Below are 21,495 nucleotides of genomic sequence, written 5' to 3' on the forward strand. Positions count from 1 at the left end.
CGCCCGGGCATACGGGGGTCGGTCCCGCGACCCCCGTAGCACCCCCCACGAACACCCGCGCGACCCCCCACCGGCAACCCTAATGAGGAGACTCATGTTCGGGCTCAACCGCGCCAAGAGAACCACCGCAGTCGTCGCAGCAGCCGCCGCTGCCGCAGCGACCGCACTGCTCAGCGCCCCCACCGCTGTGGCAGCCCCCCAGCCCATCGTCGGCGGTTCCACGACCACGACGACGTCGTACCCGTTCGTCATGCAGATCACGGACGCCTCGCAGAACCAGTTCTGCGGCGGCACGCTCGTCTCCGCCACCAAGGTGATCACCGCGGCCCACTGCATGGTCGGCGAGACCACCAGCAGCGTGCGCGTGGTCGGCGGCCGCACGTACCTCAACGGTACGAACGGCACCGTCAGCAAGGTCAGCAAGATCTGGATCAACCCCAGCTACACGGACGCCACCAACGGCGACGACGTGGCCGTACTGACCCTCTCGACCTCGATGCCGTACACGACGGCGTCGTACGTCTCCTCCTCGCAGACCAGCGTGTACGCGGCCGGCACCACCGCCCGCATCCTCGGCTGGGGCACCACCTCGGAGAACGGCAGCTCCTCCAACCAGCTGCGGACCGCGACCGTCCCGATCGTGTCCGACTCCAGCTGCAAGAGCTCCTACGGTTCGGACTTCATCGCGTCCGACATGGTTTGCGCCGGATACACATCCGGCGGCGTAGACACCTGCCAGGGCGACAGCGGCGGTCCCCTGCTCATCGGGGGCGTCCTGGCAGGGATCACTTCTTGGGGCGAGGGCTGTGCCGAGGCGGGTTACCCGGGTGTCTACACCCGGCTGACCACGTTCTCCAGCCTGGTGACCACACAGGTCAACTCGTAACCCGGAAGGTCTCCTGAGTACTCCTCAGGGAAAAACCAGGGTGCGTTGCGGGCTTCCACGAGCAGCCCGCAACGCACCCTATCCATGTGCCGGCCTCTGCCCCCTACTTGTCGGCGATGAGCTGCCCCGCCGCTCCCCAGCTGTCGGCGGGCACCTCGTGGATCCACACCTGCACGGTCTCGGCGGGGATCTTGTACGCGTCCACGAAGGCGTCGGTGACCCGCTTGACGAGGTCCCGCTTCAGCTCGACGTCGCGCGGTCCCTGCTGGATGGTCACGATCGGCATGTTGAACTCCCTTGAGTCGGGCTCCTGTTCGGTGAGTCCAGTTCACCGCGCCGGCCGTCCCCGACCAAGAAGCAGCTCGCGAACGCGGCGATCAGTTCTCGTGATCGCCGCAGGCCAGCAGCAGGGTGTCGAGATGCGGGGGCGTACGCGTGGCAGGCACCGCGAGCCCCGTCGAGAGGGTCAGCCCCGGCGCCGCGAACGGTACGAAGGCCACGCGCGGGTGGTGCAGGACGCGCGCGTGGGAGGCGTAGACGACCGTCCACAGCGGGCGGGTGCCGATGCTGGCGAGGGTGTCCTGGAGGGACCCGCTCACCGGTCCGGGCAGCGGCTCGAAGCCGGCCCGGTGACAGGCACCGACCACGAGATCGACGAGCGCCGGGTTGTTCCGGCGCTCGGTGAGCGCGAGCGGCAGTGCGGCCAGTTCGTCGACCCGGATCTCGGGACGAGCGGCCAGCGGATGCGAGCCCGGGACGGCCGCGACAAGGGGATCGGGCCACAGGGGCAGCACCCGTACGCCCGGCACCGGCTCGACCGCCCGGACGAACGCGGCGTCCAGCTGCCCGCCCGCGACCCGGGCCAGCCGCTCGCCGACCGGCAGCGAGAACAGCTCGACGGGCACGTCCGGCGCCCGCTCTGCGAACGCGCCGAGGACCCGGTCCAGATGCGCGCCGAGCCCGGTACTGGTCCCGATCCGCAGCCCCGCCGGCGGCGCGACGGCGGCCCGGGCCCGCTCGGCGGCGGCCAGCACCGCCCGCGCCTCGGGCAGCAGCCGCTCCCCCGCCCCCGTCAGCCGCACCCGCCGGGGCGACCGGTCGAACAACTCGGCGCCCAACTCCCGCTCCAGCCGCCGGACTTGCTGACTGACCGCCGACTGCACGATGTGCAGCCGCTCGGCGGCCCGCCCGAAGTGCAGCTCCTCGGCGACCGCGACGAAGTAGGTGAGCTGCCGCAGTTCCATGGTCCGACTCTAGAGGGGACTCACAGACGCCTGTTTCAATGAGCCCCTCGATAGGGGTGATAGGCATGGTGTCCACGGACCGTTTCCTCGCCTTCGCGGCGATGTCGCTGCTGGTGATCGTGATCCCGGGGCCGAGCGTCCTGTTCGTCATCGGCCGGGCGCTCGCCCACGGCCGCCGTACGGCGGTGGCGACGGCGATCGGCAACGTCTTCGGCTCGTACCTGCTGGTGGCGGCGGTCGCCTTCGGCATCGGCTCGCTCGTCGAACGCTCGGTCACGGTCTACCTGACGGTGAAACTCGCGGGCGCGGCCTACCTCGTGTACCTCGGAATCCAGGCCTTCCGCCACCGCAAGGACCTCAAGGCCTCGGCGATGCGGACGGACCGGACATCGGAACCGCGCGGCGACCTGCGCACGGTGTTGGACGGCGCCCTGGTCGGCGTCACCAACCCAAAGGGCGTGGTGTTCTTCGCCGCCGTACTCCCCCAGTTCGTGAACCACTCGGCGGGCAATGTCCCGCTCCAGATGCTCCTGCTCGGCCTGATCCCCATCTCCATCGGCCTGGTCACGGACACCCTGTGGGGCCTGACCGCCTCGGCGGCCCGCACCTGGTTCGCCGGCTCCGACCGCCGCCTGTCCCTGATCGGCGGCGCGGGCGGCTTCACGATGATCGGCCTGGGCGTGACGGTCGCGGTGACGGGCCGGGCGGACTGAACCTCTACTGCACTGACTTCTACTGCCCTACGACCGTCCCGAACCGGATGTCGTACGACGTCCCCGGGTGCATGGTGTCGAGCATCCGCGCCCCTTCGGCGGTGACCGCGTCGCGCTGGGCCTTTGTCAGTCGGCCGAAGGGTTCGACGACGAGGTGACCGTGACTGTCGTCGATCTTCCAGACCCCGGCGAGGAAGCCGTCGACGAGGAACGTGCGGTGGGCGACGTTGCCCTGCCAGGTACGGCCCCAGTACTCGGCCGGTACGACCCGGGTGCGGTCGGCGTGGGAGAGGAGCAGGTTGTCGAACTCGGGCAGGAAGCGCGGCGGGGATGGGGTGTCGGCGGCGGGGCGGGGCGCGTCCGGGAGGTCGAAGAGTTCGACGCCGTCCGGGTCGTAGAAGGTGACGAGTCGCGGGCGCAGCCGTTCGAAGGCCTCGCGCAGCCGGGTCAGGCCGGCCCAGGTCTGCATGTCCTTGACGGAGGCGGGGCCGAAGGCGGCGAGATAGCGCAGCACGGTCGCGTCCGGGGCGGGCACGGGTTCGGCGGGCCGCCCGAGCCAGTGCTCGACGGTGGTGAGCGCGACCTGACCGCTCCTCCCCCACAGCCCCCGCGGGGTGACCTGGACGAGCGGCAGCCGGCACCGGGCGGCGATCGCGAGGGCCTGCGGATCGGCGTCGGGCCACTCGCCGAGCAGCGCCTCGCGCAACTGCTTCATGGTGCGGGGCTCGGCCTCGACGAGTTCACGGGCGAGCAGGGCGAGCCGGTCGAGATCCACCCCGAGGAGCCCCTTGCGGAAGGTGCCGAGCTCACGGTCGCGGGCGGCCTGCACCAGCGGGCGCAGGGTGAGGGCGTCGGCGGCCGTGTGGGTGTGGATGGTGGACCGCATGGTGACGATCCGGACGACCTCGCGTTCGGCCATCGGCCCGGACAGATCCTCGGGCGTGAAGCCGTCGAGACGGGCGGCGAGCGCGTAGTACGGCGGCTTGACGTTCTGGGCCTGGAGGCCGAGGAGATGCTCGACGGCCGCCGCGGCGGAGAGCGGGGAGCGGCGCAGGAGGAGCTGCCGGTCGAGGGTGGCGCGGTTGAGCGCGCGGAGGTCGAGTACGGGAGCGGTCGGGTTCTTCGCCATCGCGGTCTTCGCCTTGGTCACACTCCGCACGCTAGCGACGATTGCGGACACGTTCGGTCCGCAACTCTCACCCTTTTCCGGACCCTGTTCCGACGCCGCGTCCGTTTGCCCCGTATATCCTGCTCGTGCTCCTGCTCCGTGATCACGCAGACCCAGGCCCGATCGAGAGGCACCGCGATGCCCCAGCGACGCGCCCGCCCCACCTCGAAGAACGGCAGGAACGGGAGGAACGGGAGGAACGGCAGGCTGTCCGGCTGGCGCCGCGCACCCGCACCACCCCCGACCCCCACGCCCGAGCCGCCGCCCTCCGCCACCGCCGCGCCCCCCTCCGAGCCCTCCGAGGCGGGCAGTGTCGTCCAGGCCGCGCTGTACCGGGACGGGGTGCGGGTCTCGGCACCGGACACTCTCGCCGACACCTTCCGCGAGCTGCGGGAACAGCCGTCCGGCATGGCCTGGATCGGCCTCGCCCGCCCCACCGAGGCCGAACTCCTCTCCCTGGCCGCCGAGTTCGACCTCCACCCGCTGGCAGTCGAGGACGCGATGGAGGCCCACCAGCGCCCGAAGCTGGAGCGTTACGGCGACACGCTCTTCGTAGTCCTCAGCGCCGCCCGCTACTTGGACACACCGGAGGAGGTCGACTTCGGCGAGCTGCACGTCTTCGTCGGCCCGGACTTCGTGATCACGGTCCGGCACGGCGCGGCCCCCGACCTGTCGGCGGTCCGCCAACGCATGGAGGAAACACCGGAGTTGCTCAAACTCGGCCCCGAGGCGGTGCTGTACGCGATCCTCGACGCGGTCGTCGACGGCTACGCGCCGGTGGTCGCCGGTGTCCAGACCGACATCGACGAGATCGAGACGGAGGTCTTCCGCGGCGACCCGGCGGTCTCCCGCCGCATCTACGAACTCTCCCGCGAAATGGTCGAGTTCCAGCGCGCCACGCGTCCCCTCGTCGGCATGCTCCACAGCCTGATGGCAGGCTTCGCCAAGTACGGCACGGACGAGGAACTCCAGCGCTACCTCCGCGACGTCGCCGACCACGTCACCCACACCAGCGAACGAGTGGACGGCTTCCGCCAAGCCCTCACCGACATCCTCACGGTGAACGCGACCCTCGTCACACAGCAACAGAACGCGGAGATGCGGGCGTTGGCGGAGGCGGGGTTCGAGCAGAACGAGGAGATCAAGAAGATCTCTTCTTGGGCGGCCATCTTGTTCGCTCCGACGCTGGTCGGCACGATCTACGGGATGAACTTCGATCGGATGCCGGAGTTGCACTGGGTGCTCGGGTATCCGTTCGCCATCGTCTTGATGGCGGTTGTCTGCACCAGTTTGTACGTCATCTTCAAGCGGAAAGACTGGCTCTGAGTAATCGCCTCGGGAGGCGCTCCCGGGAGTGGTCTCGACCTGGATCGCGGGCTCCGGAGGCGCCTTCGAAGCCGCTGGGGAGAATCTGGGGAGAATGAGCAGCGCCCCGGCGCGGGCGGTCTCCTGCGATCGCGAGCGTTGACAGGCGAAATCCTCGGCGCCGAAGCGCAGGCTGGAAGCGCGGATCGGCACGGAGAGTAGCGAACTTGCCTCGCGAAACGCCGAAACGGGTGGGCACAGCAGATCGCTGTGCCCACCCGTTTCGTGAGTTGTGGGGAGCGGATGTCTACGCGGCCAGTACAGGCTGGCCAAGCAGGGCGTCGATGGCGCCGCGCCCCTTCCCGCCGGCCTCCGGCATGAAGTGGGCGTAGTAGTCCAGGGTGATCGTCGGGCTCGAATGGCCGAGCCAGCGGGCCAGGGTGACGACGGACTCGCCCGCTTCGAGGATGACCGAGGCGTACGTGTGCCGGAGCACGTGGAAGCCGTCCTTGCGAGACGCCTTCCACCGCTCGTCCTTCTTCCGCATGGGGATGACGCCGGCGGCTGCCAGGGCCGGCTTCCACACCTCGACGTTGAAGATGTTCGCGCGAAGGGCGTTGCCGTACGTCGTGGTGATGACGAGCGGGAACTTCTTCGTCTCCCGTTCGGGCTCCGGGCCGCCCCACGGCAACTCCACCTCAACCGCCGGATACTCCATGAAGTACTGGGCCAGGGCCGCCGCGACCGACGGAGGCATGTCGACGACGCGAGTCTTACCGCCCTTCGGCAAGGTGAAGTACAGCCGCCCGCCGAGGAGTTGAACCTGCCGACGGATGCGGAGAACTCCGCGGGCGAAGTCGACGTCTTCTGGCGACAAGCCGAAGACCTCGCCCTGCCGCAGCCCACAGCCCAGCGCGAGCACAACGGCGATGCGGTACCGAGCGTTGATCGCCTCCCGTACGCGCCGCGCGGTCTCCAGCGGCCAGGCTTCCCTCTGGTCCTCCGGCGCCTTCGGCCACCGCACGGACTTGGCCCGCATCGGATTGCGCACCAGACGCTTGTCGTCGATGGCGGTCTCGAAGATGTTCGAGAGCGTGCCGAGGATCTGCCGGGCGTATCGCGGTGAGAGTTCGCTTTCCAGAGTGGCGATGTATCCGCGGAGTACTGCCGGGCTGATGTCCCGCAGGGCGACGGTGCCCAACTGCGGCTGGACGTGGAGGCGGACGCGTTCATCGATGCGTTTGACCGTGCCGGGCGCTCCACGAACTCCCGTCTGCCAGAAGCGTGTTACGTAGTCGTCCAGCGTAATGGAGCCGTCGCGGGGATCGACGAACTCGCCGCGTTCGCTGTCGGTGCCGGCCCTGCGCAGCCACGCCTTGGCGTCTTCGAGCACGTCGAACGACTTGTCCCGGACACCGGGGATACCGGCGACTCGGTACCGGGAGCCTTTGCCGTAGCGGGCAGTGCGTTCCCGCTTGCCGGTGTCGGGGTCTTTCTTCTTCTTGATCCAACGGTCTTCTATGTAGCCGGCCAAATACTTCCCTCAATGGCAGGTTGCGTTCGGTGGGAGTCGGCCGGGGCTCAGGCGCCCGTGGCGTAGTCCGAGCGCCTCTGCGGTGCCGCGTCCAATGGGCTCAGGGTCGTATTGGAACGCGAGTCGGCCTGCTCCTGTTCGCGGATCCAGGCGTCGAGCGCTTCCATCCGGTACATGACGCGACCACGCGGTCCCATCCGGAAACTGGGTGGGCCGTTTCGGCGATGCCGCCAGACATAGAGGGTGTGCGGGGACAGGCCGAGGTATTCGGCGGCGTCTTTCACGCTCAGGAATGCCTGGCGCGTTGCAGGGGTGGCGTCCGGCACTGGAATGGCGCTCGGGTTCGGAGCAGAGGGCGGACGTGTGGGCATAGTTGGCCTCCGTGGGCGTGACGTGGGGGTGGGTGTGGTCTGCCAGGCGGCGCGACATTGGAAAGGGGTGCTCTGCGCCGAGCGCAGTCGGCGAACACCATCAATGGTGTGGAGGATCCCCGGTTTCGGTAACCGGGGATCTCGTGCTACATGCGCCAGCGAGGACGAGCTGTACGGCCCGGGGCGAGCACTCGCCGGCGGTCCCCGGACTGTGAATCCAGCTCCGGAGGCAGGTCAGACGAGCGTGGGGTCTCCGAGGAGCACTGGAGGTGGGACGTGCAGTGCCTCAGCGAGAGCCACAAGGTCGTCGATGTCGCACCGACGCTGAACGCGTTCGATGCGAGACAACATGGTGTTGGACATCGGGTGGCCAAGTGCAGTGACGCGGCGGGCGAGTTGACGCTGCGACAAGCCGCGTTCGGTGCGGATGATTTCGATGGCGCGGGCCGTCCGCATTCCTGCGGGACCGATTTCCAATGAGCGTGCGGGCATGGCTCCAGTTGTAGCGTCCATTCGCCGGTTTGGTTAACCGGCGATCGTGGTCTATGTTCCCCCCGCGCCGTCCGCATGCGGAGCGGTTCCTCGTGCTGACGCGACCCGAGAGCCGTCGCACCGATCGCCGCTCAGCGACTGCTGCGACATGGGGTGTTGTGTTGTAGCTTGCCCGTCGCCGACACGTCAACGGCTTCCCGATGTGATGCTTCTGGCTCGGAAACCGGCACAACTATTTGGTCAACGGCCGATCGTGCCTTACGGTTTTGCCACCGCCCCCTACCGCCTGCTTTTACGGCTGCCTTTCTGCCGTAAGAGATTGCGCGGGATGGGGCTGGACTTGTGCGACCTGGGTGTGGCTATGTTGACGACACCCCCGGAAAGCGCGAGCGGCCATCAGCGTGCCCCGTGCCGCCGACAGGCCAACTCCCCCGCCCCGTACGCCCGTACCGCCGATCGACGGTGAGCCGTGGGCTCCTGCCCACCTGCAACCGAGTGAGGACCCGCCCCTCTTGGCACGAATCCGCACCATCAAGCCCGAAGCCTTCGTCTCCGAGTCCCTGGCCGCCGTCTCGCTGACGGCCGAGCGCACCTTCTTCGGTCTGCTCACCCAGGCCGACGACCAGGGCCGCCACCGCGACCATGCCGCGATCATCGCCGGGCAGCTGTGGGTCCTGCGCCCCGAGCACACCCCGTCCGCCGTCGAGACGGACCTCGCGCAGCTCGCCGACGCCGGGCTGATCTGCCGCTACAAGGGGCCGGACGACAAGCGGTACCTGCACGTCGTCACTTGGCATCAGCATCAGAAGATCAACCGGCCGAGCCTGAGCCGTCTGCCCGGCTGCCCTCGCCATAACGGCCCGTCCGGCACCCGCCCGATCCCCGCCGCACCGGTGGCGGAGGCAAGCGTCACGGAGTCCGCACCCTCGCCTCACGGAACCCTCCGTGAGACCTCCCGCGAAGCGCGCGAGCCTGCACCGCGCTCGGGTCCCGATAGCGAAACCGCAGGTCAGGATGATTTCACGGAGCCCTCCGTAAAGGATTCAGGAGCCCTCCCTGCATCGGCGGTGACGCCTCACCGTCCGGATCTAGGATCTAGGACCTTGGATCTAGGAAGTACCCCTTCGGGGGCCGCAAGCGCCCCTGCGCCCGACACCGTCTCGGCCAAGGATCTCCTCGGCGAGTACGTGGCCGGGTGCAACCATCGCCCGCCGAGAGTCTTCCTGAGCCAGCTCGGCGAACAGGTTCGCAAGCTGCTCGACGAGGACATCGCTCCTGCCCACCTCCGCGCCGCCCTGGAACGCCATCGGGCCAAGGGCCTGTCTCCGAGACTCCTGCCGAGTCTCGTCCACGAGGTCATGAACGCCGCGCCCGTGCCCGCCACCCGCAGGGCATGGACGAACCCCACCGACATCGACGCCGCCTACGGAGGTGACCTCTGAACGCCACCCTCACCCGCGAGTCCCACCAGGTCGGCCCGATCGTCGATCGGCTCAACGGCATCCTGGCCACACGCGGCATCGACCCCGCAGTCACGGCCCAGGAGCCACCGGCCGAGCCGGTCACCGCCCTGGAGCTCGCGGACGCCCGCATCCCCGCCCGTTACCGCCGCGCTCTGGCCGACCACCCGCAGATCACCGCCTGGGCCGACCGGATCGCCCGCGCCGGACGCCCCGGCCCCAGCGGACCCGGTATCGCCGAGGGACCGTCGCTGCTGATCGCCGGCCCCACCGGCACCGGCAAGACCCACCAGGGATACGGCGCCGTCCGCGCCCTCCTCTCGCGAGGGGTGCGCCTGCGCTGGGAGGCCACCACCAGCGCCGACCTGCACGCGCGGCTCCGCCCCCGCGCCGGCCACGACGGCGAACGCGAGCTGCAGACGCTGGCCCGCTGCCCGCTGCTGCTCCTGGACGACCTCGGCGCGGCCAAAACCAGCGAGTGGACCGAGGAGTTGACCTACCGGCTCATCAACCACCGGTACGAGCACATGCTCCCCACCCTCATCACCACCAACCTCCCCACCGCCGAGCTCCGCACCGCGCTCGGCGACCGCGTCGCCTCCCGCCTCGCCGAGATGACCGAACGCGTCATCCTCACCGGGCCCGACCGACGCCGTATCGCGCCTGCCGCCTGACGGCAGCCGCGCTTCTCCCCCCTCGCCCTCACCTCACACCACCCACGCAAGAAGCCTGCCCTCGCTCGCGTGGGCCTCTGGAGAGCCTCTGCATGACCCCTGGCACCACCGCACTCATCAGCGCCAACGGCATACCCGCCTTGCCGGGCTGGATCCCTGCGGCTGTGGCCGTCGCGATCCTGGTCGCCGTCGCCCTGTCCGTCGCATGGTTCCTACGGCGGCGCCGACGGAAGCCGCGCGCTGGGCAACGCCGTAGCAGCGTCGCGATCCCGGTCGCCGCCATCGCCGCGATCGGCTGCACCGCTTACAGCGCGGACACCAGTTGGCGGTTCGCCGCGGACTACCTCGACATGGGCAGCAGCATCGAACGGGCGGCGATGTTCGCCGCCGCCGAACTCGCCCTGTTCTCCACCGCCCTGCTCGCCCGGGCGAACCTCAACGGCCCGAAACAGGCACCCGGTCTGCCCGGCACCCTCACCTGGGTGATCACCGGCGTGCAGATCGTGCCCGCCTACGCCGAGTCCGGGCTGGTGGGCGGAACCGTGCGGGCCTTCGTCGGCCCGGTCCTGGCGGCCCTGCTGTGGCACCTGGCCATGGGCATCGAGCTGCGCCACCGCACCCCGGACGCCGACTCCCGCAGCCTGACCGCAGTCCTCGCCCGACAAGCACGCGAACGACTGCTGGCCCGCTTCGGCATCGCCGACCGGGATGCGGACGCCGCCCGGATCATCCGCGAACGCGCCCTCGACCAGGCCGTCACCCTCATCCTCCGGGCAGAGACAATGACACCCGAGCAGCGCACCAACCGGAGAGGCCGGCGCCTCACCCACCGCCTGCACCAAGCCTTGGAACAGGCTGACGTCGACCGCGACGAGCGCCAGGACGAGCTGCTGCTCCGCAAGCTCGCCACCCGCCAACAAGCCCTCAGCCTGGCCTCCGTCCCACTTCCCGCCCGTTGGCCCGGCCCGCCCGTGGGCGCGACGGGCGGTTCAGCAACCGCCCGCCCTCACGCCACGGCAACGAGGCGGGCAAAAAACGCGAGCCGCCCGCCCGAGAGCGACCCGGGCGATGACGCCACCGACCCGGGCGCCCGCCGCGAGCCCGAAACCCGCCCCCGCCAGTCCGCCCGCACCACGACAAGCACGGAGCCGCTTCCGGGCAAGAAGTCACCGGATGCCGATCCGGGCAAGACCGCGCGGGCGAAGCCGGACCCCTCGGTCCCCAGGCCACGCGCGACACATGACGTCCTCGCCGAATACGCCCATCGCATGCTCGACGAGACCGGACGTCTCTCCCGCGACCTGCTGGAGGACACCGTGCGCAAGGACGGCTACAGCATCGCCAGCGACACGGCCGGAGAAGTCGTCCGCACCGTCAAGGCCGAGCTGAAGGCCGCGCGCGCCGGCCATCCCCGCTGAAACCGCTCCCACCACAGCACCCAAGGAAGACCGCTCAATGCCCGACTCGAACCACGAACTCCCCACCAGCCAAGAGGAGATGACCACCTCAGCCCCATCGGGGTCGGGTAGCCGGGGCCCATCTCTGGTCCCCGGCCCCCTCAGAACCGGACGTGCGACTTTCACCGCATCCGGCTCAAGCAAGCCGCAAGGGCTCTGCTGGACGGTAACTTACGTCCCGATTTCCGTCGTTTGCATGATACGAACGGTGACAATCGGCATGAACGAGGCGGAGGTTGGTCCGTCTATCCGTGCCGCCGCTGCTGCGGTAGACGAAGTGATGCTTGTTCAGCATCTTCTTCATCGCAGCGAACCAGTCAATCCATTCCCGCAGATTGTCCGGCTCGTATTCCGCTCCCTCGATCAACGCCCGCCCGCAGAGAGGGCACAGGCCCTTCTGCCGGGCCGCCAGGACCAGACTCGTCTTGTCCATCGGCGGTGGCGCTGTGCTGCGGCGACGCTTCTGCCAGTAATCCGTCAAGGCCGGATCATCCGGGGATGCCGCGCCTTTGACGGGGTGATGCATTACATGGCGTGTCCAGGCGAACTTCTGGACGTAGGCGCCACTCGCATGGTCGCCGAACACCCAGTTGTCGCGCCTGGTCTTGTTGAACCTGCCGAAATAGTGGCGTTTGATCCACAGTCCCGAACGGTTCTCGTGACCGCGTTTCACCCACTTGTAGAGCAGCTTGAACATATAAGCGTCCATCGAGCAGAACACCTGATGCGACGCCGCACTGCGGTAGTACGCCGTCCAACCCCTCACCAGCGGGTTGAACTTCGCGATGACCGCTTGGGCAGGCGCACCCCGCAGGGCCCGCATATCCGTCCGCAGTCGTTTCCGCAATGCGTTGCAAGCCGCCTTACTCGGCCTGATGTTCAGCTTGTCACCGTGCCGCTGGATCGTAAAACCCAGGAAGTCGAACCCCTCGTCGAGGTGGACGACCTTCGTCTTCGCCTCGTTGAAGCGCAGACCTCGCGGCGCCAGCCAGACACTCAGTTCCTCCTTGACCCGGTATGCCTCCTCCTCGTCGTGGCAGAGCACCACGAAGTCGTCGGCATAGCGGACCAGTACGGGCACACCGGCGGACGCGTGGTGAGCACGCGTTCGATACCCGTCGGCGCGGAATCCCGCTGCCTGTTCCATCCCGTGCAGCGCAATGTTCAGCAGCAAAGGGCTGATGACGCCGCCTTGTGGAGTGCCCTCCACGCTCGGCGCCCATCTCCCGGCATCCATCACGCCCGCCCGCAGCCAGCCCCGGACAAGGTCCCTGGCGGGGAACTGGCCGAGCATGGCCGTCAGATGATCGTGACTGATGCGGTCGAAGGCCCCTTCCAGATCCGCATCCAACGCCCAACGACGCCTCGCTCGCGAGCCGCGCGCCGTCTGCAAGATGGAAGCGATGGCATCCTGGCAGCTGCGGCCGGGGCGAAATCCATAGGATCGCGACTCGAACCGCGCCTCCCACTCCGGTTCCAGCGCGTTCTTCACGCGTGCCTGGAGCACCCGGTCACGGATGACCGGGATCCCGAGTGGGCGCTGCTTGCCGTTGGCCTTGGGGATGTAGACCCGCCTGACCGGCCGGGCTCTCCACGGGGATGGCGATCGATGGCACTGTGTCACCAATCGCCCCCTCGCCGCTGGGGTGAGGGCTGTTTCTCCGTCGATGCCCGCCGTCTTGCGGCCCTGGCTCTGCTGGGTCACCCGCTTCACGCTCACCAGCGTGTTGCTGTGGCTTCTCAGCATGAGCTTCTGCAAATTGCGGACCTTCTTCAGGTCCCCGTCCTGCGTCGCCTTGAAGATCCGCTGCCTCAGCCGCCGTACGTCGCGCTCACATCTGGCCCAGTGGATCCCGTGCCAGTCGGAGGCCCCGCCCTCGGGTCCGTTCCCCTCGGGCGGGCGGGTGGCTGCAGCCGCCCTGATGGTGCTCATGTCCGCCTCCGGTATCTAACTTGTCCGTCGGTTCCGGTTGCCTTGCCTTGGTGCTCCAAAGGCTCACCTGGTCCACGTGGGCGCCCTTTCAGGCCGGGCCACACGGGCCCGTATCCGGCGGGTTATGGCGGGCAGCGGGCGGAGAGGGCCGCCGCCCGGTTTTCCCCTGGCCTTTCGGCCTACCGGCCTTGGCTTCTTGGACCATCCTGTTCCTGCCGGGGACTTGGGCCTTCCTTGCGGTCGGCTTACCGGAACTGCTTCCGGACCCCGTCAGGGTTTCCGTGTTCCGCATTTCGAAGATGCGACTGGGGTGGGCGCCCCCTTTACCCCGTGGCCGGCGGTGTCTCACTTCCGGTGTTGCTTGCACCGGAAGCCGCTGGCGCCTTGCAGCGCCGGGCCCTGCCCCACTGAGAGCAAGCCATCCGCGGGGGTTCCATATACCGAGGCATCAACCAGGGGTTCACACGTGTTCGCCCGTCCAGCCTTCCCCTCGCCTGTGGTCTCTCGATGGCCGAGACACCCTTGGGCTTGAAAGCTCAGCTTCACACCCCGCCGTTACCAGCGACGCATGTGAGCGCGGGGATGAATCCAGACACTGATTCGGAGGAAATTCCTTTGTCGGAACCTCTCCACGAAATCCACCTCACTTCGGAAAATGCGACCTCACGTCGCACAGCAAGTTGGAGGTTCGGACACTCCCCCGCAGGGGGAGCGCCCGAACCCGACCCCGCCCCAGGGGTGACGGGGCCCGTCCGGCACCAGGCGGCGCCAGACGGGAAGGCTGCGACCGAGGGCGGACCGCAGCCAGGAACGGCCAGCCTCAACGGCAAGGCCAGGAAGGGAAAATCGCGCCTGCGCGACAAGAAGCAGCGCCCCGCCCACAGCGTCCGCCTCAACGAACAGGAACTCTCCATCATCCAGTCCGGCGCCGACCACGTCGGCATGAGCGTGGCCGGATTCCTCGCCCACTCCGCCCTGGCCGCCGCCCGCGACCGGTCCCGCACCGCAGCCGCCATCGCCACCGAACGGGACATCCTCACCGCCCTGTTCGGCGTACGCCGACAGCTCGGCTGGGCCGGCAGCAACGTCAACCAAGCCACCAAGGCTCTCAACTCCGGGGCCGACGCACCCCACTTCGCCGCCGCCCTCGCCGATCTGCAAGCCGCCGCGCAGGCCGTCCAACGGGCGGCCGACAGAGTCACCAACCGGCAGGAGGAGCAGGCGGCTTGATCCCCCGGATCCACCGGCAGGGCAGCAAGACCCTCGGGCTCCTCAACTACCTCTACGGCAAGGGCACCCACGAGGAACACATCGACCCACACCTGGTCGCTTCCTTCGACGGCATGGCCCCCGACCCCGGCCGCGACCCCTCGGTGACGAGGGAGGACCTCCAGCACCTCCTCGACCAGCCCCTGGCCCTCCTCGACGTGGACCAGCGTCCCGACGAGCACGTCTGGCACTGCTCGGTGCGTGCCGCGCCCGACGACCCGATCCTCAGCGACGAGCAGTGGGGCGACATCGCCCGCCGCATGGTCGCCGCCACCGGCATCGACCCCGACGACGGCACCGGCTGCCGCTGGGCCGCCGTCCGTCACGCCGACGACCACATCCACATCATCGCCACCCTCGTCCGCGAAGACGGCCGCCGCCCCGACCACCACCGCTCAGGCAAGCGTGCCCAGGCCGAATGCCGCCTCATCGAAAGGGAGTTGAGTCTGCACCAGGTCGCGCCCGGTGACGGCACGGCCGCCAAGCGCACCACCAGCGCCGAACGCCACAAGGCCGAACGCGAGGGCAGGCAGCAACCGGCACGCGACGAACTGCGGGAGACCGTACGGCGGGCAGTGGCAGGAGCCACGAGCGAGGAGGAGTTCTTCGACCGGCTGGCTGCCGCCGGTCTGCTGATCCGCAAGCGCGCCGCGCCCTCCGGCGACCCGCTTGGCTACAAGGTCGCGCTCCCGGACAACCGCAACGGCGACAAGGAACCCGTGTACTACGCGGGCTCCACACTCGCCCCCGACCTGTCTCTGCCGCGCATCCGCAAACGCTGGTCCGGTGACAACCCAGGGCAGAGCGCCGACACTGCCACCGGTCCGGTGACGAGCAGTCAAGCCTCCGCGCGCCGGCGGACAGCCGCTGCAGCGTGGCAGGCCGTGCTGGTCATCGACAACGGTGAGGACGGACAGGTGGCCGCGCACATCGCGGCGGCCGGGGAGGTCTTGGACGCGCTCGCCAAGACGTCCGCCGCCCACACCCGCACCGAACTGCGTCAGGCCGCCGCCGTATTCGAGCGAGCCACCCGCTCCCACGTAAAAGCCGAACACGGGCGCGACCGTGCCCTGCGCCAGGCCGCCCGCGATCTCGTCTACAGCGGGCCGGCGCTCGGCCGCGGAGAATACGGCGCTACCACCGCGATGGCGATCGACATGCTGATCTTCCTCGTCACCGCCGCCGCCCACTGGCACGCCAAGAAGGAACACGCCCAGCAAGCCGCCGCAGCCCGCCGGGCCGCCGAGCACCTCCGCACCGCCTACCGTGCCGCCGCCGACGCCCCGTTGAGCGTGCTGTACCAGCGAGGTCTGCGCCTGCCCCAGCCCCTGCGCCAGAAGCAGGCCGCCCATCTACGGGCGGCCGTGCCCGAGCTGGCCGAGCAGATCCTGGTGGAGCCGGGCTGGCACGCCCTGGCAGCCACCCTCACCGACGCCGAGACCGCCGGCCACAACCCGGCCAGGCTGCTGGCGGAAGCTGCCGGACGACGGGAGTTGGGCACCGCCGACTCGATCAGCGACGTGCTGGTGTGGCGGCTACGCCGCATGTCCGACCTGCCCGCCGATGCCACCACGATGGCCAATCACCTCACCAGTGCGGCCAAGGCAAGCGGGCTCCCGGTGTCGCCCGCCCCGAGTCGGGACAACCGGCCCCGCCAGACACGGTGATTCAGCACATACGCCGGCGTCCTCTGCCAAAGAGGTAGAGGACGCCGGCAAGCCGAGTAGTCAGTAGGCGACCTGGACCTTGGCAATCGCCTTCTCCAGGTTGGCGTCCACAAGTCCCGGCGAGCCGGAGACAATCACCACCACGTTGCCTGTACGGATCGCCGTCGGCTTGACGACGGCGCGTTGCCCGTCGGCGGAGTAAGGGAGCGGTTGCCTCCACTGCTCGTCCCCCAGATCAGGCGCGGCCGTCTTCTGCGTACTCATGTCGATGACGGTGCTGCCTGAGGCCACCTGGTACGTGGGGCAGGAGACCATCGCGTCGAAGATCTGCCCGACGCCCTTCGACGGAGTCGTGGCGCTGTCAGTGCAACCGAAGACAGCCACGCTGGCACCGAGGCGTTCTCGGACGGTGCAGTCTCGGAGGTCGCCGGGTCGATGAGAGAGGCGCTGGTGGTCGAACTGCCCGCAAGTCGTAGGACAGCGAGGGTGCCGAATCTGACGACGGTCTTGCCGTGAAGACACATATCACCCCCTAAACACCAGCTAACACAATATGGTGGATCGCTCCTGGTTACCGTGTCCAGCGCAGGAGTTGAGCGTTCGGATCGACGTGGGGGATGTCGCCGTGAGTCGTGTCGGATGAGCTGCGGGAGCGGCTGAAGTCGCTGCCATCTAAGCGAGAGCTGCGTTTCTGCTACACGGCCGTTGGCCGCTCCCCATCAGGCTGAACTGATCACGCTGCGTGATCAACTCCTCCCATGTCCGGTCCCGAAAGGGGGAACTCATGCGGGTCAGTCGCTGGTCGACCGGAGCCATGCAGACTCAAAACACCACCTCACCACCGACGGGCACGGCGCTCTACCCACGACCCTGCCGAGCAGCGGTATTTCAAGGACGTCAACCAGTTTCTGACCACTGCCGAAAGTGAAATTCTCTTGGAAATCGCTTCACAGGTGCGGACCGAATCATTTTAAGCATCCACATTAAATCACCCAGAAATAAATGATCGGGAGAAGACGGTATGAACAGCACGATCACACTGCCTGGTGGTACACAGATCGAGGGATCAGATCCGATTGTTATCCTGGGACCAAATGGCAGCGGAAAGACGCGCCAAACCCGGAACCTGCAGGCGAATTCCTCGATCGAGTTCATCAATGCCCTGCGTAATACGCGAGTCGCCCCCGAACTACAGGCGATGGGCGTAAATGCTGCCCAGAATAACTTCAACTCACAAAGACAGCAAGCGCGATCCCAACCCTGGGAGCTGACATCAGAATTTGATTCCATGCTGTCGCAGTTGCTTGCCCAGCAATCCATGGTCGCCATCGATTTTATGCAGAAGTCTCGCGAGAACGGCCCCAATGTCGCATTCCCGCCCGATACGCCGCTTACACAAGTCGAGGACACATGGAAAGAGGTCTTCCCTGGTCGAAAGCTAATTTGGCGCGACTGGAGGCCAATGATTGTCAGCACGACCAGCGGGGACTCCGTAGAATACTCAGGAAATCATATGAGCGATGGCGAGAAGGCGGCCCTATTTCTCGCAGCGCGAGTCTTCAGCTCTGATTCCGGCATTCTTGTTGTGGATGAACCGGAAACGCATTTCCATTCCATGCTAGCGGTAAGGCTTTGGAACGCCCTTGAAGCCGCACGGCCAGATATTCGCTTCGTCTATGTAACGCACGACCTCACATTCGCACTGTCGAGATACAATGCGCGTTATATCCTGGCCAGCCCCACCGATGGCCTCCGCGTAATCGATGTGGACTCGTCAATTCCCAGAGATGTTGCTGAAGCGCTGCTCGGTTCGGCCTCCTTGTCTTTCTATGCTTCGCGGGTAGTCTTCTGCGAAGGGGAGACGTCTGGATATGACGACCGCCTGTACAGTTCCTGGTTCAACGGGCGGGATACGGTAATCCGCCCGGTTGGCTCCTGCCAGATGGTCCTGCGTTGCTGTGAAGCACTACAGAAGAGCCAAATCGCCAACGCCTTGGAAGCGGTCGGGATAATTGATCGAGACTATCATCCCAACGCCTTTATTGATGGCGTGCCAAGCGGAATTCGCGTTCTAGGAACACACGAAGTGGAGAGTCTATTTTGCCTACCCAGCGTGGTTGAGGCGCTATGCCTCCATACAGGTGCAACTTTTAACGAAGCCGAATACTTGAAATCTCTTACCGCCTCCGTCGATGTTGGCCAGAGACATAAGATCGTAATTCAAAGATGGAAAGCTAGGGTCGAACCCAGCTTGGCTGGAATAGTCGCACAAGCTGGTAGGCAGCAAGCCGACCTCGCTGCACTGGTAGCCGACATGCCTAGAATTTTCGACCACACTAAGTGGAACTTCTCGCCGAAAGATCTACTCGAAGCAGAGAAGCAGTACGTCGAATCCGTGCTCCCTAATGGAAGCGCGAGCGAAGTCCTGAGCATCATCCCAGGAAAGCAACTGCTTCCTATTGCCGCGCGCACTGCAGGAATGGAGATGAAAAGGTATGTTGACCTGATCATCACCGCCCTTGCTGGCACAAACGTCTCGCCCGGAGCAGGATTGGAAAATCTCGGAACCAAACTCGAAGACGCCCTTAGGGATTACCTTCCCCCGCGTCAAGTAAGTCCACTCTGATCCGACGATAAAGTGGTCCGCTCCAGCCGATATCATCGCTGGCCGCGGCGATGCAGCCGTCCGCCCACAGATCAGTTTCCTCAACGCCCAGCCTTCCGTCTGTAGGTGTCCGGGGTATGGACCAGCGCGGTTCAGGAAACTCATCGCTGCGCGATCTGGGCTCGCCAGTGGCCACGAGTCAGTGATCGCGATCCCCGGGCACATGGTGCAGTTTTCCCTGGAGGTGAAGAAGGTTGACGAGGACCCCGACGTTTGAGGAGCTGTTCCGCGACTGCCAGCGGACGGCTGTCCATCTGGAGCTGCGCGACGCCTACATGAAGTCGGACCCGGCCTTCATCGACTGGAAGGCCGGCATCACGCTCGACCCGGCCGAGCGCTGGGGAGACTGGCACGCCATCGTCACGGAGGCGACCTCGCGAAGCGTCGAGGTCCGCCGGGCCCGCGTCGTCTCGACTCCCGTCAGCGAGTACATCCGCTTCGAGTACGACGTGACAGACGGACTCAACATCGCCGCCGGCGAAGATGTCCGCTGGCTCTCCCGGCGAAACGCCACCGACCTCGCGCTCCCGGGCAACGACTTCTGGCTCTTCGACTCCAACCTCGTCCTCGTCAACCACTTCGACGGCGAAGGCGAAAACATGCAGGTGGAACTCACCGACGACCCTGCGGTCGCCAAGCTCTGCGAGTCGGCCTTTGAGGCCGTATGGGCGCGGGCAACACCTCACGCAGAGTTCCAGTTGGCCTGACAGCACCAACGACACCTGCGGCGCCACCGATCACATCCGTGCCGACGGCTCAGGGGCCAAGAGGTCCAACGCCTCCTCCCATTGAAAGCGGTCGGCACCGCCTCCCGCTTTGGGCTTGTGCGGTTCGTACGAACCGACCAGCACTCCCATCCCCCGCAGCCGTGCCAGGCTCTGCTCGTACGCGGGGTGGGCGGCCTGTGCCGCATTCAGGTACGGCAGAACGGCGGTGGGGATGCCCATGCCGTACGCCTCGCACAGGATGCCCAGCGCGAGGGTGTCGGAGATGCCCGCTGCCCATTTGTTGACCGTGTTGAACGTGGCCGGCGCAACGGCGATCGCATCCGCGGGTGGCAGAGGCCGGGCCTCGCCGGGCGTGCGCCAAGCGGAGCGGATCGGATAGCCGGTCTGGGTCTCGATCGCCTCGGTGTCGAGGAAGCCCAGGCCCTGTGGGGTGGCGACGACACCGACGTCCCAATGCCGTTCCTGCGCTGCGGTGATCAGCTTGCCGACGTCGCTGGCGATTCCGCACGCGCACACGACGACGTACAGGAAGGGCTTCTTGTCCGGGGCGTTCGGCTCGGTCACGCGGGGACTCCCAGTTGGCGGCTGAAGTGGTGCAGTTCGGGCAGCGTACGACGGCGGTCGCGGGAGGCCATGTCGGCGACCAGGTCGCGCACGGCGGGGCGGCGGACGTCCTGGGCGGCGCAGGTCTCGGCGATCCGCAGTGCCTGGTAGCCGTCGGAGAGGCGGCCCTGCTGGCTGTAGGCGCGGGCCGTTTCCACCCACAGGGCCGCTCGGCGTTCGGGGACGGGGATGTGCCGGCGCATGAGGGGCCGGGCCGCTTGCAGGGCGAGGCCCGCGTCGCCGAAAGCCACCAGGGAGCTGAGCTCGTGGAGGGCGACGTTGGTGGGGCTGAAGTTGGCCCAGGCGTCGGGACGGTCGAGGGAGACGTACCGGGCCACTTCTTTGGCCTCGGCGAGAAACTCCTCGGTTGCCGCGCGGTCGCCTCCGCCGCTGGCCGCGGTCACCCCGCGCAGCAACAGCAGCCCGACTGCGGCAAGGTATTTGGGGGAGCGACGGTCGTAGGAGCCGACGAGTTGGTCGGCCGTGTGCCGGACGAGGGTGACGGCCTGGGCGGTGTGCTTCTCGCGGGCCAGGACGTGGGCCTGCACGCGGACACTGGAGGCGAGAACCACTGGGTCGCCGGAGCGTTCGGCCTCGGCCATCGCGCGGCCGACCGCCAGCCAGGCGTTTCCCTGGTCGTGCTGTTTGAGCAGCAGGCTGGTCGAGGTCTGGTACGCGGTAGCCAGAAGCGCGGACAACGTGTCGCTGTCCGTCGCGCCGCTGGAGGCGAGCCGCAGGTTGGCGATCAGCCCGGGCAGGGTGCGTTCGAGTTCCGTGTAGTCGCACGTGTAGAAGAGCCTGCGGGCCGCGCCGACCTGCTCGCGGAGGACTGCCGTGGCCAAGGGGGCGCCGGTGCTCGCCGGGTACAGGCCCGGCAGGAGCGATTGTACGAGGGCGTCGTGGGCGGCGGCCGAAGCGGCCGGGGTCGCGAGTGCGGCGATGCTCGCGGCAAGGAAAGTACGGCGGTGCATGTCTTCGGTTTCGGGGTCAGCGGTAGAGGGATCAGGGGCCGCAGCAAGACCCAACTGCTGGGGCGGAATCTTGAGTTCCTGAGCAACAGCCCGCAGGACGCGGATGTCCTCCGTGCCGCGTCCGCTCTCCAGGCGGCTCACCTTGGACTGGTGGTAGCCCAGCACAGCGGCGACGTCCTTCTGCGAGCGCCGCTGTAACGCCCGTGCCTGACGGATCACTTCGCCGATCCGTCTCGCTTCGCCATGTCCTTCGGGCATCTGCCACGGCCCCTTCCGCCGTCGCCGATCCTGCCTGCCCAACCGAGCGTAGATCAGCCGCACTTCATCGTCATGCAGCTCCTGCATAACCGATGCA

20 protein-coding genes are annotated in these 21,495 nt (G+C 67.5%); 10 read left to right on the forward strand and 10 right to left on the reverse strand.

Features of this window, described 5'->3' with window-relative positions; translation table 11 throughout:
* Positions 1-94 precede the first annotated feature (94 nt).
* Positions 95-886: a S1 family peptidase gene (locus ACQHII_RS10435; RefSeq protein ID WP_427919023.1), complete on the forward strand. Its 792-nt coding sequence runs from the start codon at positions 95-97 to the stop codon at positions 884-886.
* 103 nt (positions 887-989) lie between these two features.
* On the opposite strand, the gene dmpI is transcribed toward ACQHII_RS10435, so the two are convergent.
* Together dmpI and ACQHII_RS10445 are read right to left on the reverse strand one after the other, a co-directional pair.
* Positions 990-1,172: a 4-oxalocrotonate tautomerase DmpI gene (dmpI, locus tag ACQHII_RS10440; protein WP_200717528.1), complete on the reverse strand. Its 183-nt coding sequence runs from the start codon at positions 1,170-1,172 to the stop codon at positions 990-992.
* A gap of 91 nt (positions 1,173-1,263) precedes the next feature.
* The gene (locus ACQHII_RS10445) at positions 1,264-2,130 is read right to left on the reverse strand and encodes a LysR family transcriptional regulator (RefSeq protein ID WP_427919024.1); all 867 of its coding nucleotides are present in this window, start codon (positions 2,128-2,130) and stop codon (positions 1,264-1,266) included.
* A 65-nt stretch (positions 2,131-2,195) separates the two neighbouring features.
* Here ACQHII_RS10445 and ACQHII_RS10450 point away from each other — a divergent pair, with 65 nt between their 5' ends.
* Complete coding sequence (locus tag ACQHII_RS10450) at positions 2,196-2,843, forward strand: LysE family translocator (protein ID WP_427919025.1); 648 nt, start codon at positions 2,196-2,198, stop codon at positions 2,841-2,843.
* A 19-nt stretch (positions 2,844-2,862) separates the two neighbouring features.
* Here the strand turns inward: ACQHII_RS10450 and ACQHII_RS10455 are convergent, their stop codons facing one another.
* The gene (locus ACQHII_RS10455; RefSeq protein ID WP_427925279.1) at positions 2,863-3,972 is read right to left on the reverse strand and encodes a winged helix DNA-binding domain-containing protein; all 1,110 of its coding nucleotides are present in this window, start codon (positions 3,970-3,972) and stop codon (positions 2,863-2,865) included.
* A 177-nt stretch (positions 3,973-4,149) separates the two neighbouring features.
* Here ACQHII_RS10455 and ACQHII_RS10460 point away from each other — a divergent pair, with 177 nt between their 5' ends.
* Positions 4,150-5,337, forward strand: a complete 1,188-nt coding sequence (locus ACQHII_RS10460) for a magnesium and cobalt transport protein CorA (protein ID WP_427919026.1) — start codon at positions 4,150-4,152, stop codon at positions 5,335-5,337.
* Positions 5,338-5,623: 286 nt separating this feature from the next.
* Here ACQHII_RS10460 and ACQHII_RS10465 read toward each other — a convergent pair whose 3' ends face one another.
* The 3 genes from ACQHII_RS10465 to ACQHII_RS10475 form a co-directional block, all read right to left on the reverse strand.
* Positions 5,624-6,850, reverse strand: a complete 1,227-nt coding sequence (locus tag ACQHII_RS10465) for a tyrosine-type recombinase/integrase (RefSeq protein ID WP_427919027.1) — start codon at positions 6,848-6,850, stop codon at positions 5,624-5,626.
* A 47-nt stretch (positions 6,851-6,897) separates the two neighbouring features.
* Positions 6,898-7,221 (reverse strand): helix-turn-helix transcriptional regulator, encoded by a 324-nt coding sequence (locus tag ACQHII_RS10470; RefSeq protein ID WP_427919028.1) that lies wholly within the window; start codon positions 7,219-7,221, stop codon positions 6,898-6,900.
* 234 nt (positions 7,222-7,455) lie between these two features.
* Entirely contained in the window at positions 7,456-7,713 is a 258-nt protein-coding gene (locus ACQHII_RS10475; RefSeq protein WP_200715655.1) for a helix-turn-helix domain-containing protein, read from the reverse strand.
* Positions 7,714-8,225: 512 nt separating this feature from the next.
* Between ACQHII_RS10475 and ACQHII_RS10480 the strand changes: the two genes are divergently transcribed.
* The 3 genes from ACQHII_RS10480 to ACQHII_RS10490 all read left to right on the forward strand — a co-directional run bounded on the left by ACQHII_RS10480 (position 8,226) and on the right by ACQHII_RS10490 (position 11,265).
* Positions 8,226-9,155, forward strand: coding sequence for a hypothetical protein (locus ACQHII_RS10480; protein WP_427919029.1), 930 nt, complete (start codon positions 8,226-8,228; stop codon positions 9,153-9,155).
* The gene (locus ACQHII_RS10485; protein ID WP_427925280.1) at positions 9,152-9,847 is read left to right on the forward strand and encodes an ATP-binding protein; all 696 of its coding nucleotides are present in this window, start codon (positions 9,152-9,154) and stop codon (positions 9,845-9,847) included. The genes ACQHII_RS10480 and ACQHII_RS10485 overlap by 4 nt, the downstream gene beginning before the upstream one ends.
* Positions 9,848-9,939: 92 nt before the next feature.
* Positions 9,940-11,265 carry a hypothetical protein gene (locus ACQHII_RS10490; protein ID WP_427919030.1) on the forward strand — a complete coding sequence of 442 codons (1,326 nt, stop codon included), beginning with the start codon at positions 9,940-9,942 and terminating at the stop codon, positions 11,263-11,265.
* Between the two features lie 175 nt (positions 11,266-11,440).
* Here ACQHII_RS10490 and ltrA read toward each other — a convergent pair whose 3' ends face one another.
* Positions 11,441-13,237: a group II intron reverse transcriptase/maturase gene (gene ltrA / locus ACQHII_RS10495; RefSeq protein WP_427919031.1), complete on the reverse strand. Its 1,797-nt coding sequence runs from the start codon at positions 13,235-13,237 to the stop codon at positions 11,441-11,443.
* Between the two features lie 738 nt (positions 13,238-13,975).
* Here ltrA and ACQHII_RS10500 point away from each other — a divergent pair.
* Both ACQHII_RS10500 and ACQHII_RS10505 read left to right on the forward strand, forming a co-directional pair.
* Complete coding sequence (locus ACQHII_RS10500; RefSeq protein WP_427919032.1) at positions 13,976-14,467, forward strand: mobilization protein; 492 nt, start codon at positions 13,976-13,978, stop codon at positions 14,465-14,467.
* Positions 14,464-16,173 (forward strand): relaxase/mobilization nuclease domain-containing protein, encoded by a 1,710-nt coding sequence (locus tag ACQHII_RS10505; RefSeq protein ID WP_427919033.1) that lies wholly within the window; start codon positions 14,464-14,466, stop codon positions 16,171-16,173. The genes ACQHII_RS10500 and ACQHII_RS10505 overlap by 4 nt, the downstream gene beginning before the upstream one ends.
* Positions 16,174-16,233: 60 nt before the next feature.
* On the opposite strand, the gene ACQHII_RS10510 is transcribed toward ACQHII_RS10505, so the two are convergent.
* Complete coding sequence (locus ACQHII_RS10510; RefSeq protein ID WP_427919034.1) at positions 16,234-16,557, reverse strand: hypothetical protein; 324 nt, start codon at positions 16,555-16,557, stop codon at positions 16,234-16,236.
* A gap of 637 nt (positions 16,558-17,194) precedes the next feature.
* On the opposite strand from ACQHII_RS10510, the gene ACQHII_RS10515 reads away from it, so the two are divergent.
* Both ACQHII_RS10515 and ACQHII_RS10520 read left to right on the forward strand, forming a co-directional pair.
* Complete coding sequence (locus ACQHII_RS10515; RefSeq protein WP_427919035.1) at positions 17,195-18,799, forward strand: AAA family ATPase; 1,605 nt, start codon at positions 17,195-17,197, stop codon at positions 18,797-18,799.
* Between the two features lie 233 nt (positions 18,800-19,032).
* On the forward strand, positions 19,033-19,545 hold the full coding sequence (locus ACQHII_RS10520; RefSeq protein ID WP_427919036.1) for a DUF6879 family protein: 513 nt from the start codon (positions 19,033-19,035) through the stop codon (positions 19,543-19,545).
* Between the two features lie 30 nt (positions 19,546-19,575).
* Here ACQHII_RS10520 and ACQHII_RS10525 read toward each other — a convergent pair whose 3' ends face one another.
* Entirely contained in the window at positions 19,576-20,130 is a 555-nt protein-coding gene (locus tag ACQHII_RS10525) for a flavoprotein (protein WP_427919037.1), read from the reverse strand.
* Entirely contained in the window at positions 20,127-21,398 is a 1,272-nt protein-coding gene (locus ACQHII_RS10530) for a helix-turn-helix domain-containing protein (protein WP_427919038.1), read from the reverse strand. Before ACQHII_RS10530 ends, ACQHII_RS10525 begins: the two co-directional genes overlap by 4 nt.
* Positions 21,399-21,495 lie beyond the last annotated feature (97 nt).

Origin of the sequence: Streptomyces sp. cg40 (genome assembly GCF_050320165.1) — a bacterium.
Lineage (GTDB): Bacteria > Actinomycetota > Actinomycetes > Streptomycetales > Streptomycetaceae > Streptomyces > Streptomyces hokutonensis.

Bases quoted from the DNA above. Each gene is read 5' to 3' on its own strand.
- ACQHII_RS10455 (WP_427925279.1), bottom strand. From the start codon at position 3,972: ATGGCGAAGAACCCGACCGCTCCCGTACTCGACCTCCGCGCGCTCAAC.
- ACQHII_RS10475 (WP_200715655.1), bottom strand. From the start codon at position 7,713: ATGCCCGCACGCTCATTGGAAATCGGTCCCGCAGGAATGCGGACGGCC.
- ACQHII_RS10445 (WP_427919024.1), bottom strand. From the start codon at position 2,130: ATGGAACTGCGGCAGCTCACCTACTTCGTCGCGGTCGCCGAGGAGCTG.
- ACQHII_RS10450 (WP_427919025.1), top strand. From the start codon at position 2,196: ATGGTGTCCACGGACCGTTTCCTCGCCTTCGCGGCGATGTCGCTGCTG.
- ACQHII_RS10530 (WP_427919038.1), bottom strand. From the start codon at position 21,398: ATGCCCGAAGGACATGGCGAAGCGAGACGGATCGGCGAAGTGATCCGT.
- ltrA (WP_427919031.1), bottom strand. From the start codon at position 13,237: ATGAGCACCATCAGGGCGGCTGCAGCCACCCGCCCGCCCGAGGGGAAC.
- ACQHII_RS10515 (WP_427919035.1), top strand. From the start codon at position 17,195: ATGAACAGCACGATCACACTGCCTGGTGGTACACAGATCGAGGGATCA.
- dmpI (WP_200717528.1), bottom strand. From the start codon at position 1,172: ATGCCGATCGTGACCATCCAGCAGGGACCGCGCGACGTCGAGCTGAAG.
- ACQHII_RS10460 (WP_427919026.1), top strand. From the start codon at position 4,150: ATGCCCCAGCGACGCGCCCGCCCCACCTCGAAGAACGGCAGGAACGGG.
- ACQHII_RS10435 (WP_427919023.1), top strand. From the start codon at position 95: ATGTTCGGGCTCAACCGCGCCAAGAGAACCACCGCAGTCGTCGCAGCA.
- ACQHII_RS10490 (WP_427919030.1), top strand. From the start codon at position 9,940: ATGACCCCTGGCACCACCGCACTCATCAGCGCCAACGGCATACCCGCC.
- ACQHII_RS10470 (WP_427919028.1), bottom strand. From the start codon at position 7,221: ATGCCCACACGTCCGCCCTCTGCTCCGAACCCGAGCGCCATTCCAGTG.